The organism is Enterobacter asburiae (genome assembly GCF_007035645.1).
Taxonomy (GTDB): domain Bacteria; phylum Pseudomonadota; class Gammaproteobacteria; order Enterobacterales; family Enterobacteriaceae; genus Enterobacter; species Enterobacter asburiae_B.
In genome coordinates, this window is the sequence record NZ_AP019632.1 from 2574394 (window position 1) to 2589298 (window position 14905).

The following is a 14905-nucleotide window of genomic DNA, read 5'->3' on the forward strand; positions in this document are numbered from 1 at the left end:
TTTAACAATAAAGGAGTCGTTTTATGACGGCGAAAGCAGCACAAAAAATATCGCTGTGGGAATTTTTCCAGCAACTGGGTAAAACCTTTATGCTGCCCGTGGCACTCCTCTCGTTCTGCGGGATCATGCTCGGGATCGGCAGCTCGCTGAGCAGTAAAGACGTCATCACGCTGATCCCGTTCCTCGGTACCCCGGTGCTGCAGGCGATCTTCATCTGGATGAGTAAAGTCGGCTCCTTTGCGTTTAGCTTCCTGCCCGTGATGTTCTGTATCGCTATCCCGCTGGGCCTGGCGCGCGAGAACAAAGGCGTCGCGGCGTTTGCCGGGTTTGTGGGCTACGCCGTGATGAACCTGGCGGTTAACTTCTGGCTGACCGCGAAAGGCATTTTGCCGACCACCGACGCCGCCGTACTTAAAGCCAACAACATTCAGAGCGTGATCGGTATCCAGTCTATTGATACCGGGATCCTCGGGGCGGTGATCGCGGGTGTGATTATCTGGATGCTGCACGAGCGCTTCCATAATATCCGGCTGCCGGATGCCCTGGCCTTCTTCGGCGGTACCCGCTTTGTGCCGATTGTTACCCTGGTGGTGATGGGTCTGTTCGGTTTAATCATTCCGCTGATCTGGCCGGTCTTTGCGATGGGCATCAACGGTATTGGCCGCATCATCAACGGCGCGGGAGATTTCGGTCCGATGATCTTCGGCACCGGCGAGCGTCTGCTGCTGCCGTTTGGCCTGCAGCATATCCTGGTGGCCCTGATTCGCTTCACCGAAGCGGGCGGCACCATGGAGGTGTGCGGTCACGACGTGAGCGGCGCGCTGACCATCTTCCAGGCGCAGCTGAGCTGCCCGACCACCCACGGCTTCTCGGAAAGCGCCACCCGCTTCCTGTCTCAGGGTAAAATGCCTGCCTTCCTCGGCGGCCTGCCGGGTGCCGCGCTGGCGATGTACCACTGCGCTCGCCCGGAAAACCGTCATAAAATTAAAGGCCTGCTGATTTCCGGCGTGATCGCCTGCGTCGTGGGCGGTACTACCGAGCCAATCGAATTCCTGTTCCTGTTCGTCGCACCGGTGCTGTACCTCATCCACGCCGTGCTGACCGGTCTGGGCTTTACCGTGATGGCGGTGCTGGGCGTGACCATCGGCAACACCGACGGCAACGTGATCGACTTCGTGGTGTTCGGGATCCTGCACGGCCTGTCCACCAAGTGGTACCTGGTGCCGGTCGTGGCGGCTATCTGGTTTGCGGTTTACTACGGCATCTTCCGCTTCGCCATCACCCGCTTTAACCTGAAAACGCCTGGCCGCGATACCGATACGGCGAGCAGCGTTGAACAGGCGGTTGCCGGGACCGTGGGCAAATCCGGCTATAACACACCGGCCATTCTGGCGGCGCTGGGCGGCGCGGATAACATCACCTCGCTGGATAACTGCATCACCCGCCTGCGTCTGTCGGTGGCGGATATGTCAAAAGTGGATACTAACGCCCTGAAAGCCAACCGGGCCATCGGCGTGGTACAGTTAAATCAGCACAATTTGCAGGTGGTTATCGGCCCGCAGGTCCAGTCGGTGAAGGATGAGCTGGCTACCCTGATGCGAACAGTTGAAGCCTGATGCCTCAGCCCCCTCTCATGAGGGGGTTTTACTTTAAGGACTCACGTCATGTTTGATTTTTCTACCGTCGTGGATCGACACGGCACCTGGTGTACGCAGTGGGACTACGTCGCCGACCGCTTTGGCGCGGCCGATCTGCTGCCCTTCACCATCTCGGATATGGATTTCGCCACCGCGCCCTGCATTACCGACGCGCTGCATCAGCGCATCAATCACGGCGTGCTGGGCTACAGCCGCTGGAAGAACGATGAGTTTCTCGCCGCCGTCGCGCACTGGTTCCAGCAGCGCTTTAACAGCCAGATTGATACGGAAACCGTCGTTTATGGTCCTTCCGTTATCTACATGGTGTCAGAGCTGATTCGTCTCTGGTCACACCCCGGCGACGGCGTGGTGGTGCACACCCCGGCATACGACGCGTTTTATAAAGCCATTGAAGGGAATGCGCGTCATGTGGTGCCCGTGGAGATGGAAAAGCACGCCGCAGGCTGGCAGGGAAATATGGCGGCGCTGGAAGCGGCCCTGGCGAAACCTGAAAACAAAATTTTACTGCTTTGCAGCCCGCAAAACCCAACCGGCAAGGTCTGGACGCGGGACGAGCTGACGCAGATGGCGGAACTGTGCGAGCGCTATGACGTGGCGGTTATCAGCGATGAAATTCATATGGATATGGTGTGGGGAGAGCATCGTCACACGCCGTGGAGCGCGGTGGCGCGCGGCAAATGGGCGCTTCTCACCTCCGGCTCGAAAAGCTTTAATATTCCGGCGCTGACGGGCGCTTACAGCCTGATTGGCGATGAACAGAGCCGTAACGGTTATCTTAGCGCGCTAAAAGGCCGGGACGGACTCTCTTCCCCTTCAGTGCTGGCGCTGACGGCGCATATTGCCGCCTATCAGCAGGGTGCGCCGTGGCTGGATGCCCTGCGGAGCTATCTGGAAGAGAATCTGATGTATATCGCGCAGGAAGTAAACCGCGCCTTTCCGAAGCTGAACTGGCAGCCGCCCGAAGCAACCTATCTGGCCTGGATTGACCTGCGTCCGCTGAATATTGACGATCGGGCGCTGCAAAAAGTACTGATCGAGCAGCAAAAAATCGCCATCATGCCGGGATATACCTACGGCAAAGAGGGAAATGGCTTTGTTCGCCTGAACGCTGGCTGTCCGCGCAGCAAGCTTGAACAAGGGGTGCAACGCCTCATTGCCGGGATTAACACGCTCCTGTAATCAATTTGCGCAACGGAATATTCCCTTGCGCAAATAGCTTTTTACCCCGTTTTGTTTTTATAATATGGCGCACTTTAACCAGAAAAGAGTGCGACCATGATTGATACACGCCTGCCTTTAACTGATATTCATCGTCACCTTGACGGTAACATTCGTGCCCAAACCATCCTCGATCTTGGCCGCCAGTTCAATTTAACGCTTCCTGCTCAGACGCTTGAGTCGCTGATCCCGCACGTACAGGTAACCTCCAATGAACCGGACCTGGTCAGCTTCCTGAGCAAACTAGACTGGGGCGTGAAGATGCTGGCCTCGCTGGATGCCTGTCGCCGCGTGGCGTTTGAGAACATTGAAGATGCGGCCCGTAACGGCCTGCATTACGTCGAGCTGCGCTTCTCGCCGGGCTATATGGCGATGACCCACAGCCTGCCCGTTGCAGGCGTGGTGGAAGCCGTGATTGAAGGCGTGCGCGAAGGGTGTAAAACCTTCGACGTTCAGGCCCGTCTGATTGGCATTATGAGCCGTACGTTCGGCGAAGCCGCCTGCCTGCAGGAGCTTGAAGCGCTGCTGGCCCATCGCGATGCCATCACCGCCGTCGATTTGGCCGGTGACGAGCTGGGCTTCCCGGGCAGTCTGTTCCTCTCCCACTTCAACCGCGCGCGCGATGCCGGCTGGCACATTACCGTGCATGCGGGTGAAGCGGCTGGCCCGGAAAGCATCTGGCAGGCCATCCGCGAGCTGGGCGCCGAGCGTATCGGCCACGGCGTGAAGGCGGTAGAAGATCGCGCCCTGATGGATTTCCTGGCGGAGCAGCGTATCGGGATTGAGTCTTGCCTGACGTCTAACATTCAGACCAGCACCGTGGCAACGCTGGCGCATCATCCGCTGAAAACGTTCCTTGAGCACGGCGTGCTGGCCTCGCTGAACACTGACGACCCGGCGGTTCAGGGCGTGGATATCATCCACGAATACAACATCGCCGCACCGCAGGCGGGTCTGAGCCGCGAGCAGATCCGTCAGGCGCAGATCAACGGGCTGGAGATCGCCTTCCTGACGCCCGAAGAGAAGCAGGCGCTTAAAGATAAAGTGGCTCGCGGTTGAGCATTTGCCGGGTAGCGGCTACGCCTTACCCGGCCTACAACAGCCCTTATAGCTTATGCCAGACAGAGCGTGGCGCGATGTTTGGCAGATTCAATACCCAGCTCAATCAGCTCCATTATCTGAATCGCCTGGCTGGCCGGAACCGGATTTTCGCCCGTGCCGTTCAGCGCATCGCGAATGCCCGCATAATAGGCCGGATAGTTGCCCGGGATCGTCAGCAAGGTCTCCTCTACCAGTTCCTCACCTTCCACCCGCGTGACCACGCCGTCGCGCATATCATAGCCCCAGTCTTCCTGCGGCAAACGTTCACCGCTTTTCAGCCGGTCCTCCTGCGGATCGAGGCCAAACTTCACGTAGCTCCCGCGCGTGCCGTGAATGATGTAGCGGGCCGATTCCGCGGCCGCGACCATCGTGCCGTGCAGCACAATCCGCCGCTGCGGGTAGCTGAGCACCGCGTGGAAGTAATCAGTCGTCTGCGCTCCGGGCCGGAGCTGGGCCAGATCGACCGTCATGCTCACCGGCAGACCAAAAAGATTGACGGCCTGATCCAGCAGATGCGGGGCTAAATCGTACCAGATGCCGCTGCCCGGACCGGCCTGCTCGCGCCAGCGGTTTCGTACCTGCGGACGGAAGCGGTCAAAGTGCGATTCAAAAAAGAGGATCTCCCCTAGCGTGCCTTCACTGAGAAGCCTTTTTACCGTCAGAAAGTCGCTGTCCCAGCGGCGGTTATGGAATACCGACAGCAGCCTGCCCAGACTTTTTGCCAGCGCATCCAGCTCGCGAGCCTGAGACAACGTGACGGTAAAGGGCTTATCGACCACCACGTGCTTACCGGCTTCAAGCGCGGCCTTTGCCAGCGGGAAGTGGGTGTCGTTCGGGGTGGGGATAACGATTAAATCAATATTCGGATCGTTGAAAAGGTGTTTTGGCTCAGAGACAACCGGCACGGAAGGCCAGTCGGCATGGACTTTAGCGGCATCGCTGCTGGATACCGCAGCCAGGATCATCCCCGGCGTCCCGGCTATCAGAGGCGCATGAAACGTTTTGCTTGCATACCCGTAGCCGATAAGCCCAACGCGGATATTATCACTCATAGTGCCGTCCTCTTTTATGACGTTCTTATTTCACACTGGCTAGCCTGGCATTACCACAGATTAATAATGTGCCATATGACTTAAAATAGCAGGTTGTAAGGGTTGTTTTTGTTACATAGTATTAACCCACTGATTTTGTTTAAGGGAACCGTTCCCAAAGCGCTTGCCGTCGGGGAAACGTCGCTGTAACATTTGCGACCTGTATTTATGGATAAAGTACAACTACGAATCATGACGTCAATTATTAATCGAATCATTGAATTAGCGGGATGGATTGTCCTTGGGGTTTCGGTCATTTTGCTGGGCGTTGCCAGCCATATCGATAACTACCAGCCGCCGGAGCCTGTCACAGTCGCCCAACCTAAGTAACCGGTTACTGCAATAAAGAGTGACATAATATGTCAGTTACTTATTGCCAGCCCTGGTGAACACGGTTAACCTTCTCTTCCAGGCATCGTCTGATGCCTGAATTTCAGCAAAGAAAACTCCTAATTTCGTCGCGTTACCTGAGTGGGCTGTTTACGTCTTTATTAATCCGTTTATTATTCGAACGAATTACCTTAACTGGTATTACTCACTTTTATATGGAAACTTATTAATATGACAGTTCAGGACTATTTATTAAAATTTCGCAAGATCAATTCGCTTGAGAGCCTGGAAAAACTGTTTGACCATCTGAACTACACCCTGTCGGATAATCAGGACATCATTAATATGTATCGCGCTGCTGACCATCGCCGTGCGGAGCTGGTTTCCGGAGGTCGTTTGTTCAACGTGGGTGAAGTGCCTAAGTCCGTATGGCGTTACGTTTTATAAGAAAGTAGCCATCCGCGCGAAATGTTATATACTCTCCGCCCTGCAAACTGGCTGTACAACATTTCGCGCAGATTATGGGAGAGTTCATGACCGCAACGCCTGGAGAACGCATTGGAGGCTGGTTAATCGCCCCACTGGCATGGCTGCTGGTTGCCTTATTAAGCGCATCACTTGCGCTGCTGCTGTATACCACCGCACTGATTACTCCTCACGCCATCCAGACCCTGATGTCGCAAAGCGTGCTGAGTATTGCGATGTGGTTTGTGTCGTTCGTTTTCGCGATTGGTATGTGGTACTACACCCTGTGGTTGACCATCGCCTTCTTTAAGCGCCGCAAAAGTGTACCTAAACACTACATTATCTGGCTGCTGATTTCGGTTCTGCTGGCGGTTAAAGCCTTTGCTTTTTCGCCCGTATCAGACGCTCTGGCCGTTCGTCAGCTGCTTTTCCCGTTACTGGCGGCCGCGCTGCTGGTCCCCTATTTCAAACGTTCGACGCGGGTAAAAAACACCTTCGTGAACCCGTAATAACCTTACAGATAACCTGTTGTCGCCTGCGTGAGTTTGTCCGATAATAGGCGGCTTTTTTATTTCAGGCTAAATAATGACCGATTACTTACTGCTCTTTGTCGGCACCGTGCTGGTTAACAACTTCGTTCTGGTGAAGTTCCTTGGCCTGTGCCCGTTTATGGGCGTGTCCAAAAAGCTGGAAACGGCGATGGGCATGGGGCTGGCGACAACCTTCGTCATGACGATGGCGTCCATCTGCGCGTGGTTGATTGATACCTGGATCCTCATCCCGCTGGGGTTAATCTATCTTCGTACGCTGGCTTTTATTCTGGTCATTGCGGTTGTTGTGCAATTTACTGAAATGGTGGTGCGTAAAACCAGCCCGGCCCTCTATCGCCTGCTGGGTATCTTCCTGCCGCTGATCACCACCAACTGTGCCGTTCTCGGCGTTGCGCTGCTGAACATCAACCTTGGCCATAACTTTATGCAGTCGGCGCTGTACGGTTTTTCCGCCGCCGTCGGTTTCTCATTTGTTATGGTCCTGTTCGCGTCGATTCGCGAGCGTCTGGCGGCAGCGGATATCCCTGCGCCCTTCCGCGGTAACGCGATTGCGCTGGTGACCGCGGGTTTAATGTCTCTGGCCTTTATGGGCTTTAGTGGTCTGGTGAAGTTGTAATGAATGCTATCTGGATTGCCATCGCCTCTATCAGCGTCCTGGGGTTGGTGTTTGGCCTTATCCTGGGTTACGCCTCCCGCCGTTTCGCGGTAGAGGACGATCCTGTTGTTGAAAAAATTGATGAGCTGTTGCCGCAAAGCCAGTGCGGGCAGTGCGGCTACCCAGGCTGCCGTCCCTACGCTGAAGCGGTAGGCATTCAGGGTGAAAAAATTAACCGCTGCGCCCCCGGCGGCGAAGCGGTGATGCTGAAAATCGCGGCCCTGCTTAACGTCGATCCGCAGCCCGTTGATGGCGATGCGGAGGTGCAGGAGCCGGTTCGCGCCCTCGCCGTGATCGACGAGGCAAACTGCATCGGCTGCACCAAATGTATTCAGGCCTGCCCGGTTGACGCCATTGTCGGCGCCACCCGCGCCATGCACACCGTCGTGGCGGATCTGTGCACCGGCTGTAACCTCTGCGTGGCCCCCTGCCCGACGCAATGTATCGAGCTGCGCCCGGTTGAAACGACTACCGAAAGCTGGAAGTGGGATCTTCAAACCATTCCGGTTCGCATCATTCCTGTGGAACAACATGCTTAAGTTATTTTCTGCTTTCAGAAAAGAGAAGATTTGGGACTTTGACGGCGGTATCCATCCGCCAGAGATGAAAACCCAGTCCAACGGCACGCCGCTGCGTCAAATTCCGCTGGCGACGCGTTACGTCATGCCGCTCAAGCAGCATATTGGCGCTGAGGGCGAGCTGTGCGTGAAAGAAGGCGATACGGTTCTTCGCGGTCAGCCGCTGACCTTTGGCCGTGGACGTATGCTGCCGGTGCACGCCCCTACCTCCGGTAAAGTGGTGGCGATTGCCCCTCATACGGTGGCTCATCCGTCCGCGCTGTCGGAGCTGAGCGTGATCATTGAAGCCGACGGCGAAGACCGCTGGATTGAACGTGACGGCTGGAGCGATTACCGCAGCCAGAGCCGCGAAGCGCTTATCGAGCGTATTCATCAGTTCGGCGTCGCCGGGCTGGGCGGCGCGGGCTTCCCGACCGGCGTCAAGCTGCGCGGCGGTGGCGATAACATCCAGACGTTGATTATCAATGCCGCCGAGTGCGAGCCGTATATCACCGCCGACGATCGTCTGATGCAGGATTGCGCCGCTCAGGTGGTGGAAGGCATCCGCATCCTGGCGCACATTCTGAAGCCGCGGGAAGTGCTGATTGGTATCGAAGACAATAAACCGCAGGCCATCTCGATGCTGCGCGCCGTGCTGGCGGGCAGTCATGATATTAGCCTGCGCGTTATCCCGACCAAGTACCCTTCTGGCGGCGCAAAACAGCTGACGCAAATTCTCACCGGCAAGCAGGTCCCGCACGGCGGACGCTCTTCGGATATCGGCGTGCTGATGCAAAACATCGGCACCGCCTATGCGGTGAAACGCGCGGTGATTGACGGCGAGCCGTTGACCGAGCGCGTGGTGACGCTGACCGGCGAGTCGGTTTCCCGTCCGGGCAACGTCTGGGCGCGTCTGGGTACGCCGGTGCGCCATCTGCTGGAACAGGCTGAATTTTGCCCGGCCAGCGACCAGATGGTGATCATGGGTGGCCCGCTGATGGGCTTTACGCTGCCGTGGCTGGACGTTCCGGTAGTGAAAATCACTAACTGTCTGCTCGCCCCTTCCCCCACCGAAATGGGTGAAGAGCAGGAAGAGAAAGGTTGCATTCGCTGCAGCGCCTGTGCCGATGCCTGCCCGGCGGATCTCCTCCCACAGCAGCTGTACTGGTACAGCAAAGGCCAGCTGCACGACAAGGCAAAATCCCATAACCTGGCCGACTGCATTGAATGCGGCGCCTGCGCCTGGGTCTGCCCAAGCAACATTCCGCTGGTGCAATACTTCCGTCAGGAGAAGGCCGAGATTTATGCCATCTCCATGGAAGAAAAACGCGCCGCGGAAGCCAAGGCACGTTTCGAAGCGCGTCAGGCGCGACTGGAGCGCGAAAAAATCGCCCGTCAGGAACGCCATAAACAGGCCGCCGTTCAGCCTGCCGGGAAAGATCAGGATGCGATCAACGCCGCGCTGGCGCGCGTTCGCGAGAAAAAAGCCGATGCCGCCCAGACGGTGGTGATCCAGGCCGGGGAAAAACCGGATAACAGCGAAGCGATTGCCGCCCGCGAAGCGCGAAAGGCTGCGGCTCGCGCGCGTCAGGCGGAAAAAGCGCAAACGGTTCAGGCAGATACTGAGATCGACCCGCGTAAAGCGGCCGTTGAAGCGGCGATAGCCCGGGCCAAGGCCCGCAAAGCTGGAGAGCAGCAGGTAGTCGTCGAGCAAGAAGCGGTCGACCCACGCAAAGCCGCCGTTGAAGCGGCGATTGCCCGCGCCAAAGCCCGTAAGGCTGCGCAGCAGGCGCCAGAGGCAGTATCAGAAGCAGAAGCACCACCGGTCGACCCGCGTAAAGCCGCCGTCGAAGCAGCGATTACCCGCGCCAAAGCCCGTAAGGCTGCGCAGCAGGCGCCAGAGGCAGTATCAGAAGCAGAAGCACCACCGGTCGACCCGCGTAAAGCCGCCGTCGAAGCAGCGATTGCTCGCGCCAAAGCCCGCAAGGCTGCGCAGCAGGAAGAGCAGCCGCAGGCCGCCAACGATGACCCGCGCAAGGCCGCCGTCGCCGCCGCCATTGCGCGCGTTCAGGCGAAGAAAGCCGCACAGCAAGCCGTAAACGAGGATTAAATGGTTTTCAGAATCGCAAGTTCCCCTTACACCCACAACCAGCGTCAGACATCGCGCATTATGATGCTGGTCTGCCTGGCCGCGCTGCCGGGCATTGCCGTTCAGTGCTGGTTTTTCGGCTGGGGAACCCTGTTCCAGATAGCCCTGGGCTGCGCCAGCGCCGTCGCGGCGGAAGCACTCGTCCTGAAGCTGCGTAAGATGGCCGTGTCACGCATTCTGGCTGACAACTCCGCGCTGCTGACCGGCCTGCTGCTCGCCATCAGTATTCCGCCGTTTGCCCCGTGGTGGATGGTCGTGCTCGGTACCGTGTTTGCCGTAATCATTGCCAAACAGCTGTACGGCGGGCTCGGCCATAACCCGTTTAACCCGGCGATGATTGGCTACGTGGTGCTGCTAATCTCCTTCCCGGTGCAGATGACCAGCTGGCTGCCGCCGCACGAGATTGCGGCCACGGTTCCGGGCTTTATGGATGCCCTGCACGTTATCTTTACCGGCCATACGGCGCTCGGCGCTGATATGAACGCCCTGCGCATGGGCGTGGACGGCATCAGCCAGGCGACGCCTCTCGATACCTTTAAAACGTCCCTGCACGCCGGGCAAAGCGTTGAGCAGATCATGAAATCCGCGATTTACAGCGGCATGCTGGCAGGTGCAGGCTGGCAGTGGGTCAACCTGGCGTATCTGCTGGGCGGCCTGTTCCTGCTGCAGCAAAAAGCCATTCGCTGGCATATTCCGGTCAGCTTCCTCGTGACGCTGACGGTTTGCGCGACGCTGGGATGGGTCTTCTCTCCTGAATCACTCGCCAGCCCGCAGATGCACCTGCTCTCCGGGGCGACCATGCTGGGTGCCTTCTTTATCCTGACGGACCCGGTGACCGCGTCAACGACTAACCGCGGCCGCCTGATCTTCGGCGCGCTGGCGGGCCTGCTGGTATGGCTCATCCGCAGCTTTGGCGGTTACCCGGACGGCGTCGCGTTTGCCGTCCTGCTTGCCAACATTACCGTTCCGCTCATCGACTATTACACGCGTCCGCGCGTGTACGGCCATCGCTAAGGGTTTCGCCATGTTAAAAACGATGCAAAAGCACGGCGTCACGCTGGCTGTCTTCGCCGCGGTTCTCACCGGGCTGACGGCCCTGGTTAACACGTTAACCAAAACGACCATCGAAGAGCAGGCTTCAAAGCAGCAAAAGGCGCTGTTCGATCAGGTGATCCCGTCAGATTTCTACGATAATGACCTGCAAAAGAGCTGCTTTGTGGTAGACGCGCCGCAGCTTGGGAAAGGCCCACACCGCCTCTTTATTGCCCGCAAAGGGGATAAACCGGTAGGAGCGGTGATGGAAGCGACGGCGCCCGACGGCTATTCCGGCGCCATTCAGCTGCTTGTTGGCAGCGATTTCTCCGGCACTATTCTGGGTACTCGCGTGACGGAACATCATGAAACGCCGGGCCTGGGCGATAAAATTGAAACCCGTCTGAGCGACTGGATTTTGCACTTCGCCGGTAAAGTTATCCATGGCGAAGGGGATACCGCGTTTGCGGTGAAGAAAGATGGCGGCGAGTTCGACCAGTTCACCGGCGCGACCATCACGCCGCGCGCCGTGGTGAACGCCGTAAAACGAGCCGGGCTGTATGCTGAAACGCTGCCCGCGCAAATCAACAATCTTCCGGCCTGTGAGGAGTAATCATGAGCCAGGTTAAAGAGGTTATTGTCCAGGGGTTGTGGAAGAACAACTCCGCGCTGGTCCAGCTTCTGGGGATGTGTCCCCTGCTGGCGGTAACGTCCACCGCCACCAACGCGCTCGGTCTGGGTCTGGCAACCACGCTGGTTCTGACCCTGACCAACCTCTCCATCTCCGCCCTGCGCCGCTGGACGCCTTCGGAAATTCGTATTCCGATTTACGTCATGATCATTGCGTCGGTGGTCAGTATCGTCCAGATGCTGATTAACGCCTACGCGTTTGGCCTGTATCAGTCGCTCGGGATCTTTATTCCCCTTATCGTCACCAACTGTATCGTCGTTGGCCGTGCGGAAGCGTTCGCGGTGAAAAACAGCCCCGCCATGTCGGCGCTGGATGGTTTTTCCATTGGAATGGGCGCCACCTGCGCCATGTTCGTGCTGGGCTCGCTGCGCGAGATCCTCGGTAACGGTACGCTGTTTGACGGCGCAGATGCGCTGCTGGGCGGCTGGGCCAAAGCGCTGCGCGTTGAAGTGTTCCACACCGATACGCCATTCCTGCTGGCAATGCTGCCCCCTGGCGCGTTTATTGGCCTGGGCATGATGCTGGCGATAAAATACCTGATTGATGAGAAACGTAAGCGCCGCGCGGCTGAGCGTAGCGTTCTGGAAGGGACACCCGAGAAGGCTTCATGAATAAAGAAAAGCGCATTGCGATCCTGACCCGTCTGCGGGACGAGAACCCGCACCCGACGACGGAGCTGAATTTTACCTCCCCGTTTGAGCTGCTGATCGCGGTGTTGCTCTCTGCGCAGGCGACCGACGTGAGCGTCAATAAAGCCACTGCCCTGCTCTATCCGGTCGCCAATACGCCAAAAGCCATGCTGGAGCTGGGCGTGGAAGGCGTGAAGTCCTATATCAAAACCATCGGCCTGTTTAACAGCAAAGCCGAGAACGTCATTAAGACCTGCCGGATCCTGTTGGAACAGCACGGAGGCGAAGTACCGGAAGATCGCGCCGCACTGGAAGCCTTACCGGGCGTGGGGCGTAAGACCGCAAACGTGGTGCTCAACACCGCGTTTGGCTGGCCGACCATCGCCGTGGATACGCATATTTTCCGCGTCTCTAACAGGACTAACTTCGCGCCGGGGAAAAATGTTGAGCAGGTCGAAGAGAAGCTGTTAAAGGTGGTTCCGGCCGAATTTAAGGTTGACTGCCATCACTGGCTGATTCTGCACGGCCGCTATACCTGTATTGCCCGTAAGCCTCGCTGCGGCTCCTGCATTATTGAAGATCTCTGCGAATACAAAGAAAAAGTGTATCCCTGACCGTCACAAACCCTTACCAAAAGAAGGGCTACCAGACACCCTTCTTTTGGCCGTTATTTGTCCGTCTTTCATTCCCCCTGACCTGTCACTTGTTCGGTTGTTTAACGCTCAAACAGGTTAATACTTTTTTCATAGCCAAAAATTTCTATACATCTGTGATCGCGATCACCCTGATAACTTCATGTTGAATTTTTGTTGTCAAAATCCGCCTAAACCCTTTGTCTGACAAGATACTCTCCTTCCATCACCGAAGATAAGACCAGCTATTTTTCAGAATATGGCCCATATCACTGCATTAAGCGGCAAATAGCAGAACATATCGCCAAAAGCCGGTCAGGGTGGGTTATCGCCAGTCGAAAAAACTACCTTTACTCATCGTATGAAATTTAACGCTGAATAACATTTATATGAACCGACGATTATACCACTTCAGATATATGTAACAGATTATTACAAACGTATTGCCAGATGGGGCAGGATAGTGAACATTACCCGCCGTTTCTCCTCCCAATATAACTATAAGGCGTATGGACTACGGCCATCGCGCTATGAACACCCCCGTTAATATGGGATGTAAAAAAAGAGGTATATGTGTCTACTGCAAACAATAAACCAACAGATGAAAGCGTGAGTCTTAACGCTTTTAAACAGCCTAAAGCGTTCTATCTCATCTTCTCTATCGAGTTATGGGAGCGTTTTGGTTATTACGGCCTGCAAGGGATCATGGCGGTTTACCTGGTAAAACAGCTGGGTATGTCCGAAGCCGATTCCATCACGCTGTTCTCTTCCTTTAGTGCTCTGGTGTACGGTCTGGTCGCTATTGGCGGCTGGCTGGGTGATAAAGTCCTCGGGACTAAACGCGTCATCATGCTGGGCGCTATTGTCCTGGCGATTGGCTATGGTCTGGTTGCATGGTCAGGGCATGATGCCGCTGTCGTGTATATGGGTATGGCGACGATTGCCGTCGGTAACGGTCTGTTCAAAGCGAACCCGTCCTCCCTGCTTTCTACCTGCTATAACAAAGACGATCCGCGCCTGGACGGTGCATTTACCATGTACTACATGTCCATCAACATCGGTTCGTTCTTCTCGATGCTGGCAACCCCATGGCTTGCGGCGAAGTTCGGCTGGAGCGTGGCGTTTGCGCTGAGCTTCGTGGGCATGCTGATCACCGTGGTCAACTTCCTGTTCTGCCGCAGCTGGGTTAAAGACTACGGTTCAAAACCTGACTTCGAGCCTGTGCATATGGGCAAACTGCTGGCCACCATCGTGGGCGTTGTTGTCCTCGCGGCAATTGCCACCTGGCTGCTGCACAACCAGGGTATCGCCCGTGCCGTTCTGGGCGTGGTTGCGCTGGGTATCGTGGTTATCTTTGCGAAAGAAGCGTTCGCCATGCAGGGTGCTGCCCGTCGCAAGATGATTGTGGCGTTCATTCTGATGCTGGAAGCGATTATCTTCTTCGTGCTGTACAGCCAGATGCCAACCTCACTGAACTTCTTCGCCATTCGTAACGTTGAGCACTCAATTCTGGGCATCGCGTTCGAGCCGGAACAGTATCAGGCGCTGAACCCGTTCTGGATCATGATTGGTAGCCCGATTCTGGCCGCTATCTATAACAAGATGGGCGACCGTCTGCCAATGCCGCACAAGTTTGCTATCGGTATGGTGCTGTGCTCCGGCGCGTTCCTGGTGCTGCCGCTGGGTACCAAATTTGCCACCGACGCGGGTATCGTGTCCGTTAACTGGCTGATCCTGAGCTACGCGCTGCAGTCTATCGGTGAACTGATGATCTCCGGTCTGGGTCTGGCGATGGTTGCACAGCTGGTGCCACAGCGTCTGATGGGCTTCATTATGGGTAGCTGGTTCCTGACCACTGCCGGTGCGGCAATCATTGCGGGTAAAATTGCGAACCTGATGGCTGTGCCGGAAAACGTCACTGACCCACTGGTCTCCCTGAACGTCTACGGTACCGTGTTCATGCAGATTGGTATCGCGACTGCGGTTATTGCAGTTCTGATGCTGCTGACCGCGCCGAAACTGAATCGTATGACTCAGGACGACGACAAGACGGCTGAAGCGACCAAAACCGCTACCGCGTAAGATTATTGAGAAACGACAGAACAGAAGCCGCTAATGTATTAGCGGCTTTTTTTTTGTCCGTTGG

The 14905-nt window shown here is 56.6% G+C and carries 15 protein-coding genes; 14 read left to right on the forward strand and 1 reads right to left on the reverse strand.

The window, feature by feature from the left end:
• Positions 1-23 precede the first annotated feature (23 nt).
• The 3 genes from malX to add all read left to right on the forward strand — a co-directional run bounded on the left by malX (position 24) and on the right by add (position 3935).
• Positions 24-1616: a maltose/glucose-specific PTS transporter subunit IIBC gene (gene malX, locus FOY96_RS12195; protein WP_029740306.1), complete on the forward strand. Its 1593-nt coding sequence runs from the start codon at positions 24-26 to the stop codon at positions 1614-1616.
• Between the two features lie 48 nt (positions 1617-1664).
• Complete coding sequence (locus FOY96_RS12200; protein WP_143347160.1) at positions 1665-2837, forward strand: MalY/PatB family protein; 1173 nt, start codon at positions 1665-1667, stop codon at positions 2835-2837.
• 96 nt (positions 2838-2933) lie between these two features.
• Positions 2934-3935, forward strand: coding sequence for an adenosine deaminase (gene add / locus FOY96_RS12205; RefSeq protein WP_033145337.1), 1002 nt, complete (start codon positions 2934-2936; stop codon positions 3933-3935).
• Positions 3936-3988: 53 nt separating this feature from the next.
• Here the strand turns inward: add and FOY96_RS12210 are convergent, their stop codons facing one another.
• Positions 3989-5029, reverse strand: coding sequence for an oxidoreductase (locus FOY96_RS12210; protein ID WP_143347161.1), 1041 nt, complete (start codon positions 5027-5029; stop codon positions 3989-3991).
• Positions 5030-5272: 243 nt separating this feature from the next.
• On the opposite strand from FOY96_RS12210, the gene blr reads away from it, so the two are divergent.
• The 11 genes from blr to dtpA all read left to right on the forward strand — a co-directional run bounded on the left by blr (position 5273) and on the right by dtpA (position 14841).
• A complete protein-coding gene (gene blr / locus FOY96_RS12215; RefSeq protein ID WP_168112406.1) occupies positions 5273-5398 on the forward strand; it encodes a division septum protein Blr in 126 nt (41 codons plus the stop codon).
• 231 nt (positions 5399-5629) lie between these two features.
• The gene (gene ydgT / locus FOY96_RS12220) at positions 5630-5845 is read left to right on the forward strand and encodes a transcription modulator YdgT (protein WP_013096896.1); all 216 of its coding nucleotides are present in this window, start codon (positions 5630-5632) and stop codon (positions 5843-5845) included.
• Between the two features lie 86 nt (positions 5846-5931).
• Positions 5932-6372: a DUF2569 domain-containing protein gene (locus FOY96_RS12225; RefSeq protein WP_048977467.1), complete on the forward strand. Its 441-nt coding sequence runs from the start codon at positions 5932-5934 to the stop codon at positions 6370-6372.
• Positions 6373-6448: 76 nt separating this feature from the next.
• Positions 6449-7030 (forward strand): electron transport complex subunit RsxA, encoded by a 582-nt coding sequence (gene rsxA, locus FOY96_RS12230; RefSeq protein ID WP_014883581.1) that lies wholly within the window; start codon positions 6449-6451, stop codon positions 7028-7030.
• Positions 7030-7608, forward strand: a complete 579-nt coding sequence (rsxB, locus tag FOY96_RS12235; RefSeq protein ID WP_023311378.1) for an electron transport complex subunit RsxB — start codon at positions 7030-7032, stop codon at positions 7606-7608. The genes rsxA and rsxB overlap by 1 nt, the downstream gene beginning before the upstream one ends.
• Complete coding sequence (rsxC, locus tag FOY96_RS12240) at positions 7601-9736, forward strand: electron transport complex subunit RsxC (protein WP_143347162.1); 2136 nt, start codon at positions 7601-7603, stop codon at positions 9734-9736. Before rsxB ends, rsxC begins: the two co-directional genes overlap by 8 nt.
• The gene (rsxD, locus tag FOY96_RS12245; RefSeq protein WP_143347163.1) at positions 9737-10789 is read left to right on the forward strand and encodes an electron transport complex subunit RsxD; all 1053 of its coding nucleotides are present in this window, start codon (positions 9737-9739) and stop codon (positions 10787-10789) included. It abuts the gene before it with no gap.
• Positions 10790-10799: 10 nt separating this feature from the next.
• Positions 10800-11420: an electron transport complex subunit RsxG gene (rsxG, locus tag FOY96_RS12250; RefSeq protein ID WP_048979524.1), complete on the forward strand. Its 621-nt coding sequence runs from the start codon at positions 10800-10802 to the stop codon at positions 11418-11420.
• 2 nt (positions 11421-11422) lie between these two features.
• On the forward strand, positions 11423-12109 hold the full coding sequence (locus tag FOY96_RS12255; protein ID WP_023617347.1) for an electron transport complex subunit E: 687 nt from the start codon (positions 11423-11425) through the stop codon (positions 12107-12109).
• Positions 12106-12741 (forward strand): endonuclease III, encoded by a 636-nt coding sequence (nth, locus tag FOY96_RS12260; RefSeq protein WP_008500570.1) that lies wholly within the window; start codon positions 12106-12108, stop codon positions 12739-12741. The genes FOY96_RS12255 and nth overlap by 4 nt, the downstream gene beginning before the upstream one ends.
• Before the next feature lie 591 nt (positions 12742-13332).
• Positions 13333-14841 carry a dipeptide/tripeptide permease DtpA gene (gene dtpA / locus FOY96_RS12265; RefSeq protein ID WP_033145330.1) on the forward strand — a complete coding sequence of 503 codons (1509 nt, stop codon included), beginning with the start codon at positions 13333-13335 and terminating at the stop codon, positions 14839-14841.
• The last annotated feature ends 64 nt before the right edge of the window (positions 14842-14905 follow it).